Annotated in this window: 18 protein-coding genes and 2 tRNA genes; 6 read left to right on the forward strand and 14 right to left on the reverse strand. The window is 70.1% G+C overall.

The window, feature by feature from the left end:
- Positions 1-63: 63 nt before the first annotated feature.
- The 7 genes from ACSMXX_RS21540 to ehuB form a co-directional block, all read right to left on the reverse strand.
- Positions 64-657 carry a lytic polysaccharide monooxygenase auxiliary activity family 9 protein gene (locus ACSMXX_RS21540; protein ID WP_473180335.1) on the reverse strand — a complete coding sequence of 198 codons (594 nt, stop codon included), beginning with the start codon at positions 655-657 and terminating at the stop codon, positions 64-66.
- Positions 658-887: 230 nt separating this feature from the next.
- Positions 888-961: transfer RNA gene (locus tag ACSMXX_RS21545), tRNA-Lys, on the reverse strand.
- Between the two features lie 84 nt (positions 962-1045).
- Positions 1046-1804, reverse strand: coding sequence for an IclR family transcriptional regulator (locus ACSMXX_RS21550; RefSeq protein WP_473180336.1), 759 nt, complete (start codon positions 1802-1804; stop codon positions 1046-1048).
- Between the two features lie 776 nt (positions 1805-2580).
- Positions 2581-3396: an ectoine/hydroxyectoine ABC transporter ATP-binding protein EhuA gene (ehuA, locus tag ACSMXX_RS21555; protein WP_473180337.1), complete on the reverse strand. Its 816-nt coding sequence runs from the start codon at positions 3394-3396 to the stop codon at positions 2581-2583.
- Positions 3386-4036 carry an ectoine/hydroxyectoine ABC transporter permease subunit EhuD gene (gene ehuD / locus ACSMXX_RS21560; RefSeq protein ID WP_473180338.1) on the reverse strand — a complete coding sequence of 217 codons (651 nt, stop codon included), beginning with the start codon at positions 4034-4036 and terminating at the stop codon, positions 3386-3388. Before ehuD ends, ehuA begins: the two co-directional genes overlap by 11 nt.
- Positions 4033-4785: an ectoine/hydroxyectoine ABC transporter permease subunit EhuC gene (gene ehuC / locus ACSMXX_RS21565; RefSeq protein WP_473180339.1), complete on the reverse strand. Its 753-nt coding sequence runs from the start codon at positions 4783-4785 to the stop codon at positions 4033-4035. The genes ehuD and ehuC overlap by 4 nt, the downstream gene beginning before the upstream one ends.
- Positions 4782-5717 (reverse strand): ectoine/hydroxyectoine ABC transporter substrate-binding protein EhuB, encoded by a 936-nt coding sequence (gene ehuB, locus ACSMXX_RS21570; protein ID WP_473180340.1) that lies wholly within the window; start codon positions 5715-5717, stop codon positions 4782-4784. Before ehuB ends, ehuC begins: the two co-directional genes overlap by 4 nt.
- A gap of 129 nt (positions 5718-5846) precedes the next feature.
- On the opposite strand from ehuB, the gene ACSMXX_RS21575 reads away from it, so the two are divergent.
- Positions 5847-6368, forward strand: coding sequence for a DUF3830 family protein (locus tag ACSMXX_RS21575; protein WP_473180341.1), 522 nt, complete (start codon positions 5847-5849; stop codon positions 6366-6368).
- 158 nt (positions 6369-6526) lie between these two features.
- On the opposite strand, the gene ACSMXX_RS21580 is transcribed toward ACSMXX_RS21575, so the two are convergent.
- Entirely contained in the window at positions 6527-7936 is a 1410-nt protein-coding gene (locus tag ACSMXX_RS21580) for an amidase (RefSeq protein WP_473180342.1), read from the reverse strand.
- A 247-nt stretch (positions 7937-8183) separates the two neighbouring features.
- Positions 8184-9149 (reverse strand): D-2-hydroxyacid dehydrogenase, encoded by a 966-nt coding sequence (locus ACSMXX_RS21585; protein WP_473180343.1) that lies wholly within the window; start codon positions 9147-9149, stop codon positions 8184-8186.
- Between the two features lie 214 nt (positions 9150-9363).
- Here ACSMXX_RS21585 and ACSMXX_RS21590 point away from each other — a divergent pair, with 214 nt between their 5' ends.
- The 4 genes from ACSMXX_RS21590 (at position 9364) to ACSMXX_RS21605 (ending at position 13230) form a co-directional block, all read left to right on the forward strand.
- On the forward strand, positions 9364-10338 hold the full coding sequence (locus ACSMXX_RS21590; RefSeq protein ID WP_473180344.1) for a maleate cis-trans isomerase family protein: 975 nt from the start codon (positions 9364-9366) through the stop codon (positions 10336-10338).
- 205 nt (positions 10339-10543) lie between these two features.
- Complete coding sequence (locus ACSMXX_RS21595; RefSeq protein ID WP_473180345.1) at positions 10544-11287, forward strand: maleate cis-trans isomerase family protein; 744 nt, start codon at positions 10544-10546, stop codon at positions 11285-11287.
- A 117-nt stretch (positions 11288-11404) separates the two neighbouring features.
- Positions 11405-12511, forward strand: a complete 1107-nt coding sequence (locus tag ACSMXX_RS21600) for an LLM class flavin-dependent oxidoreductase (RefSeq protein ID WP_473184900.1) — start codon at positions 11405-11407, stop codon at positions 12509-12511.
- An 80-nt stretch (positions 12512-12591) separates the two neighbouring features.
- Positions 12592-13230 carry a LysE family translocator gene (locus ACSMXX_RS21605; RefSeq protein ID WP_473184901.1) on the forward strand — a complete coding sequence of 213 codons (639 nt, stop codon included), beginning with the start codon at positions 12592-12594 and terminating at the stop codon, positions 13228-13230.
- Positions 13231-13532: 302 nt separating this feature from the next.
- On the opposite strand, the gene ACSMXX_RS21610 is transcribed toward ACSMXX_RS21605, so the two are convergent.
- Positions 13533-15284, reverse strand: a complete 1752-nt coding sequence (locus tag ACSMXX_RS21610; RefSeq protein ID WP_473180346.1) for a putative bifunctional diguanylate cyclase/phosphodiesterase — start codon at positions 15282-15284, stop codon at positions 13533-13535.
- A 530-nt stretch (positions 15285-15814) separates the two neighbouring features.
- On the opposite strand from ACSMXX_RS21610, the gene ACSMXX_RS21615 reads away from it, so the two are divergent.
- Entirely contained in the window at positions 15815-17005 is a 1191-nt protein-coding gene (locus ACSMXX_RS21615) for a M6 family metalloprotease domain-containing protein (protein WP_473180347.1), read from the forward strand.
- Between the two features lie 129 nt (positions 17006-17134).
- Here the strand turns inward: ACSMXX_RS21615 and ACSMXX_RS21620 are convergent.
- From ACSMXX_RS21620 to ACSMXX_RS21635, 4 genes are all read right to left on the reverse strand, one after another.
- Positions 17135-17208: transfer RNA gene (locus ACSMXX_RS21620), tRNA-Lys, on the reverse strand.
- Positions 17199-17975, reverse strand: coding sequence for a hypothetical protein (locus tag ACSMXX_RS21625; RefSeq protein ID WP_473180348.1), 777 nt, complete (start codon positions 17973-17975; stop codon positions 17199-17201). Before ACSMXX_RS21625 ends, ACSMXX_RS21620 begins: the two co-directional genes overlap by 10 nt.
- Before the next feature lie 203 nt (positions 17976-18178).
- Complete coding sequence (locus ACSMXX_RS21630; protein ID WP_473180349.1) at positions 18179-18541, reverse strand: hypothetical protein; 363 nt, start codon at positions 18539-18541, stop codon at positions 18179-18181.
- A 211-nt stretch (positions 18542-18752) separates the two neighbouring features.
- Positions 18753-20063, reverse strand: coding sequence for an AAA family ATPase (locus ACSMXX_RS21635; RefSeq protein WP_473184902.1), 1311 nt, complete (start codon positions 20061-20063; stop codon positions 18753-18755).
- Between the last annotated feature and the right edge of the window lie 70 nt (positions 20064-20133).

Here is a 20133-nt window from a genome sequence, read left to right on the forward strand (position 1 = left end):
TTCGGGTCCCGTGGCTCCCCGTGGGTCCTGCGGGGATGTCGCGGGGTCACGCGGCCCGCGGGCTCAGAACTTCACGTCGGCGCAGGAGTAGAAGGCGTTCGCCGTGTCGGCGATGTTCCACACGCCCAGGATCAGGTGCTTGCCCGACTTGCCCTCCGGCAGCTTGCCCTTGCCGGTCCACTCGGCCGGGGGCTGCTCGCCGTTCATGTCCACCTTGAGGAACGGCTTCGCCTCCAGGTCATCGCGGGTGAGCTTCTTGGACGGGTCCCAGCCGTCCTTGGTGACGAAGAACTGGAAGTCCGTCGTCGAATGCCGCGCCGTCATCGACCACTTGAAGGTGTGGTCCGCGCCCGCCTTGAGCTCGGTGGCCGGCCAGTCGCCGCCGCGCGGATCGTCGAGCTCCTTGAAGCTGTCGTTGCCGCCGGCGCAGATGGTGCCGTCCTCAGGACCGGCCTCGGGGAAGCCCTTCGGGCCCTCGACGCTCTGTGGCTCATGTTCGATGGCGCCGCAGTCGGTGACCTTGCCGTCGGCGCAGTTCGCCTGACGGCTGGAGGGGTCGGTACTGAAGCCGTGGCCCTGTGCCGAGCCACCGGCGAAGAGCATGGCGGTGCCGCCAAGTCCCAGTGCTACGACGGCTGTTGCGATCCTCTTGCGCATGTCTCTCCAATTGATCGTGGGGGGGAGTGCGCACATGACGTCCAACGGTCTAGACCAGACGGCGAATGTAGCGTGCTCATCCAGCCATGTCCAGACCAATTTTCCGTACGTCGTGGGCTCATGGCCCCGGCGGCGCCATGAGCAGCGACGGAGAAGGGAGCGCGGAGAGAGCGGGGAGCGGAAACGCCGGAAGCCCCCCGCTCATGCGGAGGGCTTCCGGTCTTGCGCTGTACGCCGTCAGGGACTCGAACCCCGGACCCGCTGATTAAGAGTCAGCTGCTCTAACCAACTGAGCTAACGGCGCCCGTCGGCCTTCGCAGACCGACGCGGGAAATACTACCCCCTTCGAAGGGGTGCTCATGACCATGATCAAATGGCAAGCAGACGTTCAAATGGCGAGCGACAGCATCACCGGAGCCGCCCGGCGGCTGAGCGTCTCCGCCGCCTGACGCAGCCGGTGCGCGTGCTCGACGGGCAGCGACAGCGCGAGACATCCCACCGACGACCCGGCCGTGACGGGTACCGCCGCACACACCGTGCCCACCGCGTACTCCTGCAGATCCAGTACGGGCACGGTCGGCGGCTGCCGGTCGAGCGTGTTCAGCAGCAGGGTCTCGTCCGTGATCGTGCGGGAGGTGAGACGTGCCGTCCGGTGCCGGGAGAGATGGTCCATGCGGCCGTTGTGGTCGAGCTGGCCCAGCAGGCACTTTCCGATCGCCGTCGCGTGCAGCGCCGAGCGGAAATCGACCCATTCGTTGACGGCGGGCGTCATCGGACTGTCCGCGTACCCGGTGACCTCCAGCTCGCCCTCCTTGTAGCGGCTGAGGTAGACGGCGGCGCCGAGAGTGTCGCGCAGATCGGCGAGGGTGCGCTGGAGGCGTTCGTCCAGGGCCCGTTCGCGGTCGCCGCCGGAGCCGAGCAGCACCAGCGACTCGCCTACGACATAGCTTCCGTCCGAGAGCTGTTCCGCGTACGTCTCCCTGCAGAGCATCGCCAGCAGGTGCGCGAGGTGGCCCGGAGGCAGCCCCGTCTCCCGTGCGAGATCCGCCTCGGTGACGCCGTCGCGGTGCGCCGCGATCGCCTCGAGCACACGCAGCGCGTACCGCACTGAGTGGAACGGTGCGGTGTGCTCCGGCTTCAGCGCCACGACGGGCCTCCCTGGAGGTGTGACCGTTTGCGTCGTGACCGTCGCGTCCGGTCACGTCCGCTTCTCACGATAGCGGTCAACAGGTCGGGCGGAGGGGCTGGTTGCGCCTATTTGGCATATGCGAACTCGCGCTGGCGCGCGGGGCTTGCCGCGGTTCGCCTCGGGGTGCGTGGTGTGTGCCGGGGGCGTGCCGCTCCGGGAGCCAGTCCGGACGGCATGATTTCCCTCCCTGCACTGGTACGGGCCTGTGTGCTGCCCTTCATATGCCGGTCCGCAAATCACGCTTGAGTGTCCGGACGTGCCTCCCTGCGCGTCCCGCCCGCTCCCGCACGTCGGCGGCTCTCCCGCCGTGGCCACTACGCAGCACGAGGCCACTGCCATGCGGACCTGCCAACAGGTGTACGTGCCTGCGGGCCGCAAGTGCCCCTCAGCAGGGGCCTGTTGGGCACCTGCCCACTGGGACCGGCCGGGTAGGGAGGAAGTGACTCACTGGGGTCACCGGGGGAAAGTCGCCATCGGGGACCGGAGGGGGTGGGACGTGGAGGCGGTGGTTCCGGGAACTCAAGCAGGATTTGCGGACCGGCACATGGGAGGCAGCACAAAGGCCCGTACCGGTACAGGGAGGAAAATCATGCCTTCCCGGAGCCGCCGCCGGAACGGCACGCCCCCGCCACCACGAACACACCCCGAGGCGAACCCGCACCCACGCACACGGGGCCGCACCCGAACACCGGGTGCGGCCCCAGGGCTGCGCTGCGCCGCCAGGCGCCACCGCGCTACAGAACGGCGCTCAGGAACTCCCTCGTACGCTCGTGCTCCGGCTCGCTGAAGATCTTCTCCGGCGAACCCGACTCGATGACCCGGCCCTCGTCGAACATCAGCACGTCGTCCGAGATGTCACGCGCGAAGTTCATCTCATGCGTGACGCACAGCATCGTGATGTCCGTGGTGTGCGCGATGTCCCGCAGGACGTCCAGCACACCCGCCACCAGCTCCGGGTCGAGAGCCGAGGTGACCTCGTCCAGCAGCAGCACCTGCGGACGCATGGCGAGCGCGCGGGCGATGGCCACACGCTGCTGCTGGCCGCCGGAGAGCTGGCTCGGGTACTTGTCGATGTGCTCGGTCAGGCCGACCAGTTCGAGCAGCTCGCGTGCGCGCTGCTCCGCCTCGTCCTTGGACAGGCCGAGCACATGGACGGGTGCCTCGGTGATGTTCCGCAGCACCTTCATGTTGGGGAAGAGGTTGAACTGCTGGAACACCATGCCGATGTTCTTGCGCACCTCGCGGGAGTGGCGCTCGCCCGCCGGTACCAGCTTCCCGTCCTTCTTCTCGTGTGTGAGGTACTCGCCGGCGACCTTGATCGTGCCTTCCTCCGGCTTCACCAGTGTCATCAGCAGCCGGAGGATCGTGGTCTTGCCGGATCCCGAAGGGCCGATGAGAGTGACGTGTTTGCCGGACGAGACGTCGAAACACAGGTTGTCGAGTACGACGTTGCTCCCGAACCGCTTGGTGACGTCCTTGAACTCGATGAGCTCACTGCCGTCGACGGCCGGGTTCTTGGTTTCCTTCGAAGTGCTGCTCTCAGTGGACAAGTCGACGCTCCAGGGCTCTCATCAGCAGGGATGCCGGGTATGCGATCAGGATGAAGACGATGCCGATGACCGTGATCGGTTCCGTCGGCTGGAAGGTCTCGGCACTGAACTGCCGGGCCTGGCCCAGCATTTCGAGTGCGCCGATGATCGCGATCATCGGCGAGTCCTTCAGCATCGCGATGACGTAGTTGCCCAGTGCGGGCACCACGCGACGGATCGCCTGCGGCAGGATCACCGCACTCCAGGTGCGGGTACGCGGCAGGCTGAGCGCGGTGCACGCCTCCCACTGCCCGACGGGCACACCGTCGATGCCGGCGCGGTAGACCTCAGCCGTGTACGTCGAGTAGTGCAGCCCGAGGCCGACGACGCCGGCCACCAGCGCTGTGAGGGTGATGTTCCACTCGGGCAGTACGAAGTAGAGGAAGAACAGCTGCACCAGCAGCGGAGTGTTGCGGATGAACTCCGTGACGGCCGTGACGGGCCAGCTCACGATCTTCAGGCTCGACCGCTGGGCCAGTGCCCAGACCAGACCCAGCGCGAACGCGATGAGCGATCCCAGCACCAGCGCCTGGAGGGTGAGCAGTACGCCGTCCCAGAGGCGCGGCATGAATTCGCTGACTGCGGACCAGTCCCAGCTCATGAGGCACCTCCGGCGGTGGGAACGTCACGGGAGGCGTCGGCCTGACGCGGCACGGTGACCTGGCGCCGTACGCCGAAGCTCCTTGCGGGAGGTGCCTGACCGACACCTGCCTTGGCATGCCGCTCCAGTACGCGCATCCCTCGCGTGAGGACGAAGGCGAGCACGAAGTACATCACCAGGACGATCGTGTAGACGGGGGCGCTCTGCCCGGTCGCGTTGCGCACCAGCGAGGCACCGAAGGTGATGTCCGCAACGCCCATGATCGAGACCAGGGCCGTGCCCTTGAGCAGCTCGATCAGCAGGTTGTTGGCCGGCGGGATCATCTCCGGCCACGCCTGCGGCAGCACGATCTTGGTGAGCCGCTGCCACGGGCTGAAGCTGAGCGCGATGCCCGCCTCCTGCTGCGCCGGGGCCACGGCCGCGAGCGCTCCGCGCACGATCTCCGATCCGTACGCGCCGTAGGACAGGCCGAGTGCCAGGACCGCCGCCCACATCGGGACGAGCTGCCAGCCGAAGGCGACCGGAAGCACGAAGAAGATCCAGAACATCAGCACGAGGGCCGAGGTGCCGCGGAAGATCTCCATGTAGGCACCGGAGATGAAGCGCACGGAGCGCAGCCGGTGGGTGCGTGCGGCCCCGACCACGAACGCCACGGCGGCGCCGAGCAGGGCGCTGAGGACGGTCAGCTGGACTGTCAGCCAGACGCCCGTCAGCAGCAGCTCCCACAGACCCCAGGTAAGGTCCGTCATTTGCAGCGCTCCTTCGCGGTCTTGGTCGTCATCTCCCGCTCGACGAACCCGAAGGGCTTCATGATGCGGAAGAGCTCACCGCTCTTCTTCATCTTCTGCAGCTCTTCGTTGAAGGCGTCGCGGAGGTTGCTCTCGCTCTTACGGAAGGCGAAGGCCCCCGTGCCGAGGTCGGGCTCGCCGTCCAGGGTGGGCACGAAGTCCTCGGTGTACTCCGTCTTTCCGCTCTTGGACTGCTTCACGACGTTGCGGACGGTGATCGCCGTGCCCGCGAAGACGTCGGCCCGGCCGCCCTGGACCTCCAGCAGCCCCGCGAGCTGGTCCGGGAGGAGCTTGATCTCGGCCTTCTTGACGCCGGCGTCCACCGCGTAGTCGATCTCCGCGTAGCCCACGCCGGTGGCCATCTTGGCGCCCTTCTCGGCGATGTCCTTATAGGTGTGCAGGCCCTTGGGGTTCCCCTTGCGGACGATGAAGGCGTCCCTCATCTCGTACTCGGGGTCGGCGAAGAGCACTTGCTGGCACCGGTCAGGGTTGATGTACATGCCGGCGGCGACCACGTCGAACTGCTGGGAGTTCAGGCCGGGGATCAGCGAGTTGAACTCGGTGGGCAGCGGCTGGACGTTCTCGATGCCGAGCCGCCGGAAGATCACCCGTGCGATGGCGGGCGAGGAACCGGTCAGCTCGCCGTTCGTGTCGATGTAGCTGTAGGGCTGCTCGCCGGCGATCCCGAGCTTGACCGTGCCCTGTACCTTCAGTCTCTCCAGCAGATCGCCCCCGTCTCCGGTGTTGGCGCTGGACACACGGCTGCACGCAGTGGTGGTGCCCAGCGTTCCGAGCGCCGTCAGCGATGCCGCTCCCGCGAGCATCGAACGGCGGCCCAGACTTCTGCCGGTTTTCCCGGCATTTCCGGTGTTGTTCCCTCGTGGTGGAGCCATGGGCGCGCAGCTACCCAGGCCCCCTGAAGATATGCGGATCGTTTTCAGCCCTTGACCTGCTCGTTGTGGGCTTGACCGCTGCGCCACCATTGACACGTACGAACCACCACTGCACGACGCGGAGGCACGATGGCCGAGCGGTTCATTGAAGTGTCGTTGGACAAGCGGGGAGTGAGCTGCACAGCGAAGCTGCTCGACGACCGCGCCCCGATCACCTGCGAAGCCGTGTGGAACGCGTTGCCCCTGGGCGGCGACGTCTACCACGCGAAATACGCCCGCAACGAGATCTACGCGCTGATCCCGCCGTTCGCTCCGGAGGAGCCGCCGCTGGAGAATCCGACGATCACTCCTATTCCGGGTGATCTGTGCTATTTCACCTTCACCGACACGCAGTTGAACACCGCGTCGTACGGCTACGAGGCGGCGGCCGAGCAGCAGGGCGGCAAGGCCGCGCACGCCACCCGGTCCACCGTCATCGACCTCGCGCTCTTCTACGAGCGGAACAACCTCCTGATCAACGGCGATGCCGGATGGGTGCCCGGCATCGTCTGGGGTTCGGTCGTCGAGGGCCTCGACGCGATGGCCGAGGCCTGCCAGGACCTGTGGCGGGCGGGAGCTCTCGGCGAGACCCTCAACTTCCGCCGGGTGTAGGCCGACTCGTCTCCGACGGATCAGCCGGACGTGCGGGTTCCGGTCGTTGTCACAGCGCCGGACCCTCGCCGTAGTGGTCGACCGCCGTTGCTGGGGGCCACCTCCCAGGCCGGAGGCTCTGGGGGAGGAACGATGCTTCGGGGCCGGTCTTCGGCCGCTCAGTCCCCGGCAAGGGCGGGCGGCGGTACGTCCGCGGCCCCGGCCTCGTACAGCGCGTGCGAGGCCCGCAGCACCAGATCGTCCCGGTGACGTGCGGCCACGAGCTGCACGCCCATCGGCAGCCCGTCGCCGTCGAGCCCGCAGGGCACCGAGGCGGCGGGCTGCTGCGTCATGTTGAAGGGGTAGGTGAAGGGCGTCCACTCCGTCCACCGCCGGTAGCCGGAGCCCTCGGGCACCTCCAGGCCCGCACCGAAGGCGGTGCCCGGTGTCGTCGGAGTCACCAGCAGGTCGTACGTCTCGTGGAAGACGCCCATCTGCTTGCCCAGCGCCATGCGGACGTCGACCCCGGCCAGGTAGTCGAGTGCGCTGCGCGAGGCGCCGTCCTCGGAGACCTCCCGCAGCGCGGGGTCCATCGCCTCCCGCTGCTCGTCGGTGAAGAACTGCGTCACGCGGGCCGCCCCGGCGAACCAGAGGGAGTGGAAGGCCTCGATCGGGTCCTCGAATCCGGGATCGGTCTCCTCGACGACCGCGCCCAGCTCCTCCAGCCGCTCAACCGCCCGCCGTACGCCGGAGGCGACCGCCGGGGCCACGTCGACGCGTCCGCCGAAGTCCGGCGAGTACGCGACGCGCAGCCCGCGCACCCCGCCCTTCACCGACTCCCGGAAGCTGCCCTGCGGCGGTGCCAGCTGGGACCAGTCGCGGGCGTCCGGCTGCGAGATCACGTCCATCAGCAGCGCCGCGTCGGCCGCGTCCCGGGTCATCGGACCCACGTGCGCGAGGGTGCCGAAGGCGCTGGCGGGATAGATCGGCACCCTGCCGTACGTCGGCTTGAGGGCGAAGATCCCGCAGAAGGCGGCCGGGATGCGCACCGATCCGCCCGCGTCGGTGCCTAGCGTCAGCGGCCCGGCGCCGAGGGCCACCGCGGCCGAGCCGCCGCCGCTGGAGCCGCCGGCCGTACGGGAGACGTCGTACGGGTTCCGGGTGACGCCGTGCCGTGGGCTGTCCGTGACGCCCTTCCAGCCGAACTCAGGCGTCGTGGTCTTGCCTGCGAACACCGCGCCGGCTTCGCGCATGCGCGCCACGGAGGGCGCGTCCTCCTCCCATGCGCCTTCCGTGGAGGAGGACCAGGAGCCCCGGAGGGTGGGCCGGCCGCGCAGCAGCAGGATGTCCTTCACCGTCACAGGCACACCGTCGAGCGGGCCCTTCGGCTCGCCGCGGCGCCAGCGTTCCGCCGAGTCGCGCGCCTGCGCGAGGGCGTCTTCGGCGTGGATGCTGACGAAGGCGTTCACATGGGGCTGCACCTTCTCGGCCTGTTCGAGTACGGCGCGGGTCGCCTCGACGGGGGTGAAGTCCCCGTTGCTGTACCCGGCGAGGAGCCGGCCGGCGGTGAGGCTGCTGAGATCCGACATGGGAGCCTTTCGAGTCGTGGCCGGGGTGGCCGGAGGATGGCCGGCGGCGGGTGCCGCGGGCAGCGGGCAGCGGGCGACGGCGGAGAGCGGGAAGGCGGGTGCAGACGCGGAGCCGGAGCCGGACCCGGCCACGGATCGGGAACCCGGCACCGGGTCTGCGCCCGCAAGAACAGGTACAGGTACAGCTACCGGTCATCGGTGCCGGCCCGTGCCCCCTTTCCCTCCCCGTTCTCCGTACCTGCCGGGCTCAGGTCGAGGGGACGTAACCGAGGTCCTTGTCGACCACGTTCAGCAGGGGCTCCCCGGCCTCCCAGCGGTCGAAATTGTCGAGGAACTGCTCGGCGAGGTCGTCCCGCCAGCCGATCGTGTCACCGCTCATGTGCGGCGAGACCAGGAGCCCGGGCACGTCCCAGAGTCTGCTGTCCCCGGCGAGCGGCTCTTCCGCGAAGACGTCCAGTGCTGCGCCGGCGATCCGGCCCGCGCCGAGCGCCTCCACGAGGTCGTCCTCGATCACGTGCTGACCGCGGCCGACGTTGATGAAGTGCGCTTCGGACTTCATCTGTGCGAAGGCCCCCGCGTCGAAGAGCCCGCGCGTCCCGTCCGTCAGCGGCGCGACGCACACGACCCAGTCGGCTCCGGCGAGCAGTGAACCCAGCGCCGCGTTGCCGTGGACACGTCCGAAGTCCGGATCGTCCGCCCGCTCCGTGCGGCCCACGAGGTCGACGGCGACGCCGAGCGCCTTCATCGTCCGGCCGATAGTTCTGCCAATTGGTCCGGACCCGACCACAACCGCACGGGAGCCGCCGACCCTTTTCGTCTCCCGGTGCCTCCAGAGACGTTGCCGCTGCAATTCCCAGCTCCCCCGGAAATCCTTGGCCATGGCTAGAACCAGCCCTGCCACGTATTCGGCAATGGGTTGGTCGAAGACCCCTCTTGCGTTCGTGACCAAGGTCTCAGGTGAGGCCGCGAGCTCCGGCAGCAGACGGTCGACTCCGGCACTCGGCGTGTGCACCCACCGCGGCCGCCGTCCGCCCCCCGGCCAGGCGTGCCGGACCGCGTCCGAGAGGAAGTCCCACACCAGCAGTACGTCTGCCGTCGGCAGCTTCTCGACCAGGCTTTTCTCGTCTGCGTGTACGACGCGGGCGCGGCCGGCGAGGCGGTCGAGCCGCGGCAGCGGATCGTCGTCGAGGACAAGAAGTACGGGCTCGGTCATCGGCAGGAAACCACTTCGAAACTAGGGGGCGGTTGGCTGGTCGGGATGGCTCAACTCGGCGGCGGGAAGTTGGCGTACATGCAAGGATTGACCACGGTAGGTAGCGCGAACTACCGTCGTCAATGAAGGCATCTGTCCCGGCGTTCCGGCTAATGACCGGCTTTCATTTCCCTTTCTGGCCGTAGGCCACCCCTCCGTTCTTTGGGGCTCACCCATGGATGTCTCCTTCCTCGGCGGACCGCAGCCGCAACGCGGTGTCGGAATTGTCGCTCCCTTCGACTTCGCACTCGATCGGGAGCTGTGGCGTTGGGTGCCGGACGATGTGTCACTGCACCTCACACGAACCCCTTTTGTGCCGGTCGAGGTGAGCCTCGACCAGGCTCGCCTCGTAAGTGAGCACGAGACCCTGCGCGAGGGCGTGCAGGCGCTGTATGCGGTGGCCCCCGAGGTGGTCGCCTACGCGTGCACTTCGGGCAGCTTCGTCGGAGGTGCCGCGGGCGAGCGGTCCATGACCGCGGCCATGGAGGAGGCCTGCGAGGTCACCTCGCTGACCACCTCCGGTGCGCTGCTGGCGGCGCTCCAGGAGATCGGGGCCCGGCGCGTGGCCGTCGTCACCCCTTATACGAAGTCGGTCACCGACTCGCTGGAGGACTTCCTCGGCGAGGCCGGCATCGCGGTCACCGGCCGCAGCTATCTCGGGCTGACCAAGGAGATCTGGCGGGTGCCCTACCGGGACGTCGTGGACATGGCGCGCGACGCCGTCGCCGGGGACGCTCCGGACGCCCTCTTCATCAGCTGCACCAACCTGCCGACGTACGACGTCATCCCGCAACTGGAGGCGGAACTGCGCATGCCGGTGCTCTCCGCGAACCAGGTCACGCTCTGGGACGCGCTGCGCCGCATCGGCAAGGAAGCGGTGGGCCAGTACCAGGCGCTGGTCGACCCGGTGGCCCGGCGCGGTCCGGCGGCGATGAACTCGTCGGCGACGCTGCCGGTCAGCAGGCCCGAGGAGCCGGTCGAGCCGGTCGAGTCCACAGAGGTGGCCGAGCCGGCGGTCCGTCCCGTCGAGCCCGAGGCGGCGCTGGCGAGCGCGGGCACCGAGAGCGGCGAGCCGCTGGACGGATTCGACCAGGGCTTCATCCCTGGCTACACGGACGAGTGGGGCGGCGGCAACCAGCCGCCGGTGTGACCGCCGCCCGTGTGAGATGCGGCACCCCGCCCCGGCGGGGTGCCCCCCCGAAAAACAGGCGCCGGACAGAGTGTCCGGCGCCCATCCGTGCCCGCCGCCGCTCGCCGTACGTCCCTGCGTGAACGCTCGCGCGGACCGTATGGGCGGGAGGTGAGCGACACTCGGCAGTCACCCCGATCAACCAGCGACGCTTCAGGAGGCGTAGATGGCGAACGCGGCAGCACAGTCGCAGGCGGTGGGATTCCTCTACCCGGGCTTCTCGGCTGAGGACGACTACCCGCGGCTTGAGCGAATCCTCTCGGACGCCGGCGCGGACGTCCGGCTGCCGCTCGTGCACACCGACATCGGCGAGGACGCCCACCGCGCCGACGCCCTGCTGGAGATGGGCTCGGCCAAGCGGCTCGCCGCGAAGGTCGAGGAGGTCAAGGAGCAGGACGTCCAGGCCGTCGTGTGGGCGTGCACCAGCGCCAGCTTCGTCTTCGGCTGGGACGGCGCGCACGCGCAGGTCCGCGAGCTGTCCGCCACCGCCGGGCTCCCCGCCTCCAGCACCTCCTTCGCGTTCGCCCACGCCGTACAGGCCCTGGGCGCGGAGCGCGTCGCCATCGGCGCGACGTACCCGGAGGACGTCGGCGAGCTCTTCACCGCCTTCCTCAAGGCTGCGGGCACCGAGGTCGTCTCGATGCGCGGCAGCGGAATCATCACCGCGGCCGAGGTCGGCACCTGGGGCAAGGACGAGGTGCTGGCCCTCGCCCGTGGCGGCGACCACCCGGAGGCACAGGCCGTGCTGCTTCCCGACACCGCCCTGCACACCGCCGCGTGGATCGAGGACATCGAGGACGCGCTGGGCAAGCCCGTACTCACCGCGAACCAGGTCACGACCTGGGAAGGCCTGCGTCTGCTGGACGTCTCGGTACGCGTCCCGGCCCTGGGCACGCTCTTCACGGCCTGACGCACCGCGGCAGACCGGGAAGAGGAACGGCCGGTAAAAGGACGGCCGGGAAGAGAAAGGTGCCGCCCGCCGTTGACGAGTGCTGGACGCAGCACCAGCGAGCGGAGGGCGGCACCCGTGCAAGAGGGCCACGTCACAGGCAGCGCAGCAGGCACCGGCAGGGACAGCGGGGGCGGCATCCGCGGCGAGGCGAGGGGCGCGGCCCCCGTCCCGCTCTCGGTCCTGGACCTGGCGAACGTCGGCGTCGGATCGAGCTCCGGTGACGCGCTGCGGGCAACCGTCGAGACGGCACGCCTCGCCGAGCAGCGCGGCTTCACCCGGTACTGGGTCGCCGAGCACCACTCCATGCCCGGCGTCGCCAGCTCCTCGCCGGCCGTGATCCTCTCCCACCTCGCTGCCCGCACCGACCGCATCCGGCTCGGCTCGGGCGGTGTGATGCTGCCCAACCACGCTCCGCTCGTCATCGCCGAGCAGTTCGGCACCCTGGAGGCGCTCGCCCCCGGTCGCATCGACCTCGGCCTCGGCCGCGCGCCCGGCACCGACGGCGCGACGGCCGCCGCGCTGCGCCGTACCGAGCACCTAAGCGAGGGAGCGGACGAATTCCCGCAGCAGCTCGCGGAGTTGATCCGCTTCCTCGACGACGACTTCCCCGAGGGGCACCGCTACTCGCGCATCCACGCCGTACCGGGACCGGTGCAGGGCGAGGTCTCCCGTCCACCGGTCTGGCTGCTCGGCTCGTCCGGCTTCAGCGCCGAACTCGCGGGCCGCCTGGGGCTGCCCTTCGCCTTCGCGCACCACTTCTCGGCCCGTAACACGCTGCCGGCTCTGGATCTCTACCGCGACAGCTTCAGCCCCTCCGCCGTACTGGACGAGCCGTATGCGCTCATCGGTGCCGCCGCCCTCGCCGCGGAGGACGAAGCGGAAGCCCGCCGCCAGGTGCTCACCGGCGCGCTCGCCATGCTGCGTCTGCGCACCGGCCGGCCCGGCCTCGTCCCCTCCCCGGAGGAGGCGGAGGCGTATGCGTTCAGCGCGGCCGAGCGGGACTTCGTGGACAGCTGGCTGGCCAACGTCACCTTCGGCACACCCGACGCCGTACGCGACGGCCTCGACGCCCTCGTCAAGCGCACCGGCGCCGACGAACTGATGCTCACGGCCAACGTCCACACCCCGGCGGCTCGCGTCCGCTCCGTGGCCCTCATCGCGGACGCGTACGGATTGCCCTGACGGTCGCCGCGCCGCGAGACCGATCCTCCCCGCGGGAAAAGGGGTGGCGGAAGGCAGGGCCGATGGTGCCTCATGGCGCCATGGTGTCCACCGACCGGCTGCTGGCCTTCGCGGCGATGTCCCTCGCGCTGATCGTGATCCCCGGCCCCAGCGTGCTATTCGTGATCGGGCGCGCCCTCGCGCAGGGCCGGCGCGCCGCACTCACCACGGTCGTGGGGAACACGCTCGGCGCCTACGTGCTCGTGGTGTGCGTGGCGCTGGGGATCGGGTCGCTCGTGGAGCGCTCAGCGCTCGCGTTCACGGTGCTGAAGCTCACGGGCGCCGCGTACCTGGTGTATCTCGGGGTGAAGGCGATACGGCAGCGCGGGTCGCTGCATGCGGCGCTCACCGGTGACGCACCCGCGCAGGGCGGGATGCGCACGTTGTGGGAGGGCTTCGCGGTCGGTGTGGCCAACCCCAAGACGATCGTGTTCTTCGCCGCCGTGCTGCCGCAGTTCGTGGGCCGCGGACAGGGCCAGGTGCCGGTTCAGATGCTGCTGCTCGGTCTGGTCTTCAACGTCATCGCTGTCGTCTGCGACAGCGTGTGGGGGCTTGCGGCCGCCACCGCCCGGGGCTGGTTCGCCCGCTCACCACAGCGGCTCGCGCTGGTCGGCGGAGCCGGGGGCCTCACCATGATCGGCCTCGGCGTCACCGTGGCCGCGACGGGACGCAAGGACTAGGGGATGTCCGGCGGATCTTCGTGGGTCAGCGAGCTGGGGGCACCTCCCGGCGAAGCCAGGGGGAGTCCGGTGCATGGGGCCTCCCCTGGGCCGCAGGCCCAGGGGACGCATCGCAAGGCGGAGGGCCGTTCTCATACTGGGGTCCCCCATGCCGGAGGGCTGGGGTTCCCCATGGCGAAGCCCAGGGGCGGGAGTATTCGGACGAGCCCGACAACGTAGCGAGGTGCGGTGCCGGGCATCGCGAGCCCGCGAGGATCCGCCGGACACCCCCTAGCGCCCGGCCCGGGCCGGCGCGCGGCCGGCTAGCGCAGCAGCGCCGCGATGCAGTGAGCCGGCATGGGCTTGGCGTAGTGCCAGCCCTGCCCGGTGTCGCAGCCGATGCCGCGGAGGCGGTCGGCCTGTGCCGAGTTCTCGACGCACTCGGCGGTCACCGTCATACCGAGCTGGTGTGCCAGGCGTACCAGCGCCGTGACGATGGTCTCGTCCGCCGGGTTCGGGTGCCGTGCCGCGCGGAAGCCCCGTACGAAGCTGCCGTCGAGCTTCAGCAGCCGCACCGGGAGACGGCTCAGATACGCCAGGTTCGAATAGCCGGTGCCGAAGTCGTCGATGGCGATGCGGACACCCATCTCGCTCAGGGCCTGAAGCGCCTGCAGCGGACGGCCGGCGGAACCCATCACCGCGGATTCCGTCAGCTCCAACTGCAGCAGTCCCGAAGGCAGTCCGGTCCTCTCCAGCACGTCGCGGACGTCCGCGACGAGATCCGAGTCCCACACCTGGCGCACGGCCACGTTCACGCTGACGTAGACCGGCGGGCCGGGGTGTCCCAGCATCCAGCTCCTCGCCTGGCGGCACGATTCCTCCAGGACCCAGCGGCCCAGCGGGACGATCGCGCCGTTCTCCTCGGCGAGGCCGATGAAACGGTTCGGTCCGAGCTTTCCGAACTGCGGATGCTGCCAGCGAACCAGCGCCTCGACGCCCACGAGCCGGTCGTCGTGGAAGCCGACGATCGGCTGGTAGTCCAGTACGAACTCGCCCCGTTCCACCGCGCCGCGCAGCGCGGACGAGAGCGCCTGACGGGTCATCCGGTGGGCGTTGCGCTCCGGGTCGAAGAGCGTCCAGCGCGCCTTGCCGTCGGCCTTCGCCCAGTACAGCGTCGTGTCCGCGGCCTGCATCAGCTCCGTCGGATCCGTGCCTTCGGCTTCACGTTCGACGACGCCGATGCTGGCGGAGACGGTCAGCCGCTGCCCGCCCAGGTCGAAGGGCTGCTGAAGGGCCCTCAGAGTGGCGTCGGCCAGGGCGGTCAGCTGTTCCGTACCGGTGGAACCGTCGACGAGCAGTGCGAATTCGTCGCCGCCGAGCCGTGCCGCCAGGTGCCGCTGGCCGCCGTCCTCGGCGCACTGGGTGAGCCGCCGGGCCACGGCGTCGAGCAGTTCGTCGCCGACGCGGTGGCCCATGGTGTCGTTGACCGCCTTGAACCCGTCCAGGTCGAGGTAGCAGATGCCGACGCGGCCGGTCGCCGTGTCGGACAGGGCGGTCGCCAGGCGCTCGAAGAAGAGGGTGCGGTTGGGCAGGCGCGTCACCGGGTCGTGCATCTGGAGGTGGCGGAGCCGGTCGCGCAGGTCGCGCTCCTCGCTGACGTCGGCCACCGACAGCAGGGTCTCGCCGTCGTGCGCGGTGGGCATGAGCGAGATCTCGGCCCAGAGGGTGTGTCCGTCGGGGTTCTTCACGCGCCGTGTGCAGCTCACGTGCGCCGCCTCGCGCATGGTCCCGGCCGGCGGGACGGTGTCGTCTCCGCCCGTGCGGGGGGCGACGGGGTACCGCGGACCGTCCCCGTCGAGCCCGCTCCTCAGCGCGCTTCCGTCGAGGCCGAGCGAGGGGAGGTCGGTGACGGAGGTGGCGACGAGGGCCTCCGGCGAGGCGCCCAGGAGAGCACCGAGAGCGTCGTTGGCGCTGACCACCCTGCCGTCGCGGTCGACGATGGCCATCGCGAGGCGTGCGGCGTTGAAGGCGGCCCGGAAGTCGCTGTCCCGCTTCCGGCTCCGCAGCTCCGTCATGCCGTGCCACCCGCTTCGCGTGCGGCTACGCTGAGTGATCTTCTGCGGTGAAGTCCCGGTGTTCTCGCCGGAGTTCCTGCCCGGTCCTTCGAGGGGTCCGTTCACCAATCGCTCCCGCCGAGGGGCTCGTCGCGTGCGGATCGGACGGGCGGTCGGCCCGGGATGCTGCTTGGCGATCCGCGCTGGAAATGTGCCGATCATAGAGGTTCGTGCCTGAGCGGAGCCAGCAACCACGGCGTCCCACCGGGGCGTTGGTGCCCGTGGGACGTAAGAGTGAACGCGAGGGTGACCGTTCCGGCACGGGTGCGGGAACGGGACCGACCGCGAAAGGCAGCGCATCACACACAGTAGTCATATTGCCGCTCACGCGCATGGTCTAACGGAACAGGACTTAACGGGCATTACGGGCAACGGTTGAAGGGTCTTGCTCCCTGCCCCAGTGAGGTCCACACGTGGCGCGTTCGACGAAGCACGGCTCGCGGAGACCCACCTCCGTGCGGTGCGGATGGCGCCGCGCGGGAGCGGTCGTCATGGCACTGACCGCCTTCACGGGGATGGGGCTCTTCGCCGGGCCGATCACCGCCGTCGCCGTCGCCGCACCGTGCGCGTTGCCGAGGACCGCCGCGCACCACTCCCTCGGCGTGGACAGCTGGGACCCGGCCTATCCGCGACCACGGAACCGGATAGACGCGGCCATGCTCTTCCTCTCCTTCCCCGACTCCCGCCCCATGACGACGCCCCGGGAGCTGACCGCCGACCACTTCCCGGCCACGTCCGACTTCTACAAACGCGCCTCCTACGGCAAATTTCAGCTGCGCACCCACACAGGCAAGCGCTGGATCCGGATGCCCTCCAGCTCCCGCTCGTACGGGATAAGGCGTGACTGGCAGGAGCGGCAGCGCACCGACTACCTGCGGGACGCCGTCGCCGCGGCGGACCCGAGCGTCGACTTCAGCCGGTACGACCTGGTCTATCTCGTCGCCGATCCGGATGCCGGCGGTGTCGACTCGGACGCGACGAAGGTCGTGAACCTCGACACCCCCATCGAGGCCGACGGCACCGAGCTGCGTCGCCTCGTCACAGTCTTCGAGCAGAGCCCGCCCGACCGTCATGTCCTCGCTCACGAGACCGGTCACGCCTTCGACCTGCCCGACCTCTACCAGCGGCCGGCCTCGGGGATGGCCGACTGGGACACGTACGTGGGGGACTGGGACCTCATGGGCAGCCAGTTCGGGCTCGCTCCGGATCTCTTCGCGTGGGAGAAGTGGAAGCTCGGCTGGCTGGGCCGGCGCAACGTCAGCTGTGTGCCGTCCGGCGCCGGTGCCACCACGCACACGCTGCGCTCGCTGGGTGCGCACCCGGTGGGCGGCCGGGGGGACCGGAGGCTGGCGGTCGTACGTACGGGTCAGCACGAGGCGCTGGCGATCGAGGCCCGCGGCTCAGAGGGCAACGACCGAGGGCTGTGCGCAGAGGGCGTGCTCCTGTACTGGGTGCGCAGCGACCGCGCCTCGACGTACGGGCCGGTGAAGGTGGTGGACGGGCACCCCGGAACGCACGGCTGCTCCGACGGCTCGGTCTATCCGTCGCTCGCGGACGCACCGCTGGGGGAGGGCGACAGCTATACGACGGACCGTGGCGGCGGGGTGCGGGTGGAGGTCACCCGGCGCACGGCGGACGACACCTGGCGGGTGAAGGTGACGCGGCAGGACGGCGAGGCATAGGGCGCGGGCCGCGTCCGCCCGCCCCGGGGCCGCCAGGGTGCGCGGCGCCGCTTGAAAGCGTCGCGCCGGGGTGCAGGGCGCACAGCGAAGGCCCCCTCGCCTCGGGCGAGAGGGCCTTCGCTGTGCACGTACGCCGTCAGGGACTCGAACCCCGGACCCGCTGATTAAGAGTCAGCTGCTCTAACCAACTGAGCTAACGGCGCCTGGTGACGTCATAGACCTTAGCATCACGGTCCGCAGTTCCGGAAATCGGTTGTTCGGCACTCGCGGGCCCCCGACCTGCACGTACGGAAGCCCGGGGGTGCGGGGAAGGGCGGTCGCGGAGGGCACGTACGCACGCGCGGAGGAGGACTTCGGGGCCGGGGAGCCAGGGGTGGCGGACGTCCGGCGCGACGAGCCAGCGGGACCGGGAGGTCGCCCCCTCCTTCTTCCCTGCCGTCCTGTCGCCCCGGTGTCCACCGTGGAGGGCGGGGATGGTCACGGAGTCGCCGGGACCGAGGCAGAGCAGCGAGGGGAACGTTTCGGCAGCGGTGGCCGACAAGGCTCGCTGTGGCTGCCGCCACTCCCCCCAGCTCAGCAGGGCGGGCAGCCGCTGGGCCGTACCGGTGGCGGCGAAGAGCAGCAGCCGCCCCTGGTGGACGGCGACGGGACCGCTGCCGGGGCCGCTGGACCATAAGCGCTCCAGGATCAGACGGCCCGGGAGCGGCGGCGCGCTCACGACGTCGAAGGCGGTTCCGCAGGGAAGGACGCTCGGGGAGGCGGGCCGGTGCGTCCACAGCGCGTGCACGCTGGCAGGCAGGCTGCAGGCGGAGGCGAGCCAGTCGGCCCCGGCCTGCGTGACGCAGGACGCGCCGTGGGTGGCGGCGCACCTGGTGCCGTGGGGTGCCGGGTCGGAGGTGAGCCCGAAGACGCCGGGGTCGCCGGCGGGGTGGGGGCGCTGAGGGATGTCGTCCCGCTGCCAGTCACTCATGAAGAACAGATGTACCGGACATGCTGTTCTGTTTTGAACTTTGAACAGAAAATCGGACAAGCGGGGTAGGCGTGGAGTATTGTGCACGGCCCGCTCATGACTGATCACTTGGGGCGACTGGGACTGGTTTCGCCGCGTAGGTGCAAGGCGGTTTCCGGCCGTCCTTCTGCGGCAGCCTCGGCCGAGACGCCGGCCACAGCCCCCTACTGAGGTCCGCGGTCCGCGAGGAGCTCCCGGCCGAACTCGATCATCTTCCGGGCGTAGTCCTCGGACCAGTCGCCCCGTTCGGCGACGGCCGCGTCCGAGAGCCGGTCGAAGCGCTTGGGGTCGGCGAGCTGCGCCGCCGCCATCGCCTGGAACTCCACGGCACGGTCGGCAGCGGCACGGAAGGCCAGCGCCAGCTCTGTCGACCGCTCCAGCAGCTCGCGCGGGTCCGTGATCGTGTCCAGGTCGAAGAACTGCTCGGAGTCCTCCTTGCCCTCCGACGGCTCGAAGAGCAGGGGCGCCGGACGGCGGAAGCGCGGGGCGCTCCCGCGCGGGTCCGGAGCCGGATTCGGCTCGGGCATGTGCCTACCTCCATGAGTCGTGGCCGCAGCCATTGTCCCGCGCGGGCCGTTCGCTGTGCAGGTCGGGCCGCGTACGGCTTCAGGCGCACGCCCGGCGCAGACACGGCGCACGCCGGACGACGGCTCGCTCGGAGGGGGTGCAGAGGGCTCAGGGCCTCAGGGAGTTCAGCAGGTCAGGGGCCTCATGGGCCTTCAGGGGCTTTGAAGGGCTTCACTGGCGCCACGGAACCGAGTGCGCCGACAGATGCGAGAGGACCGCATGGTTGGCCTCCCATCCGTCCGGGAACCTCACGGTGACCCCGAGCTGGACCGGCTCGGTGCCGGGGTGGTCGTCGAGCAGTTCCGGGACCCCCGCGCGGCAGACCACGATGCACGCGTGCCGGTGCCGTGAGGTAAGCACGCACAGCCGGCCCGTCTCCAGATGGAACGCCGTCGCGTCGGGGCGGCCCGAGAGGGGATGGAGGATCACCGTCACGTCGAACTCGCGGCCCTGCAGCCGGTTCGCCGTGTCGACGGTGACGTCCGTGACGTGCAGCTCTTCGGGGAGACCGAGCCCGGCGAGCGCGGACCGCACCGCGGCGGCCTGGTCGCGGTGCGCCGTGCCGACTGCGACGCGGGCCGCGGTGAGCGGAGCCGTCCCTGCCGAACGTTCGTCGGATGTGGCGCCGCCGCGGGCGAGCAGACGGCCCACGACCCGGGCGACGGCGGCGACGGCCTCCGGATCCGTACGCGGCGTGAGCCGGGCCGGAAGTTCCAGCAGACCCCAGCCGGAACGGGCGGCCTCGTCGATCACCTCGTCCGCGGGCGAACCGTCGGCGGGGCCGTCGAAGGTAAGCCGCCGGTCGCATGGGCCGCTGCCGCTGCGGAAGGGCGTGTACGGATAGAAGGCCTCCGAGACCAGCGGCGCGGCGGAGGCGGGAAGCCGCCACGAGACGGGGAGCCGGTGCTGCGGAAGATCCGGATTATGCGAAAGCAGCGTGGTCACGGCGCTGGCCGACGGGTCGTGGGTGAGACCCGCCCACTGCTCCGCGCCGACCTGGCTGAACGGGTCGAGCTGGCCGGGATCGCCGACGAAGAGCGCCCGTTCGAAGAGACCGGCTACGGCGAGCAGGGCGTCCGAGCGCATCTGGTACGCCTCGTCCACGATCGCGTGCGGCCACGGCGGCTGCCCCTCGCTCCGCTTCACCCACGCCCACTTGGCGGCAGTGGAGAGGACGACGGGCAGCTCGGCGAGGTCGCCGATCTTCGCGGAGGTGACGACACCCGGATGGTCGTCGAGCGCCGGATCGTACGGGCGTGACTCGCTGCTGTGCAGCCGCCCCACGGGGAGCTCCGGGTCGGCGGCGGCGAGCCGCACCGTGAGGTCGTCGACTTGGGCGTTGGTCTGCGCGATGACGATCAACGGCCGTCCGGCCGCGGCGAGTTCGCGTGCGGCGCTGACGACGAGCGTCGACTTGCCCGCACCGGGCGGCGAGTCCACGACGACGCCGCGGCGGGAGCTGTGCAGCGTGTCGTGGAGGATCGCGTCCGTGGCGAGCGACGCGGCGGCACCGGGCGCCGGATCGTGAACCCCGGCGGGGACGGCTTCGCCG

Source organism: Streptomyces sp. DSM 116795, from assembly GCF_055792905.1.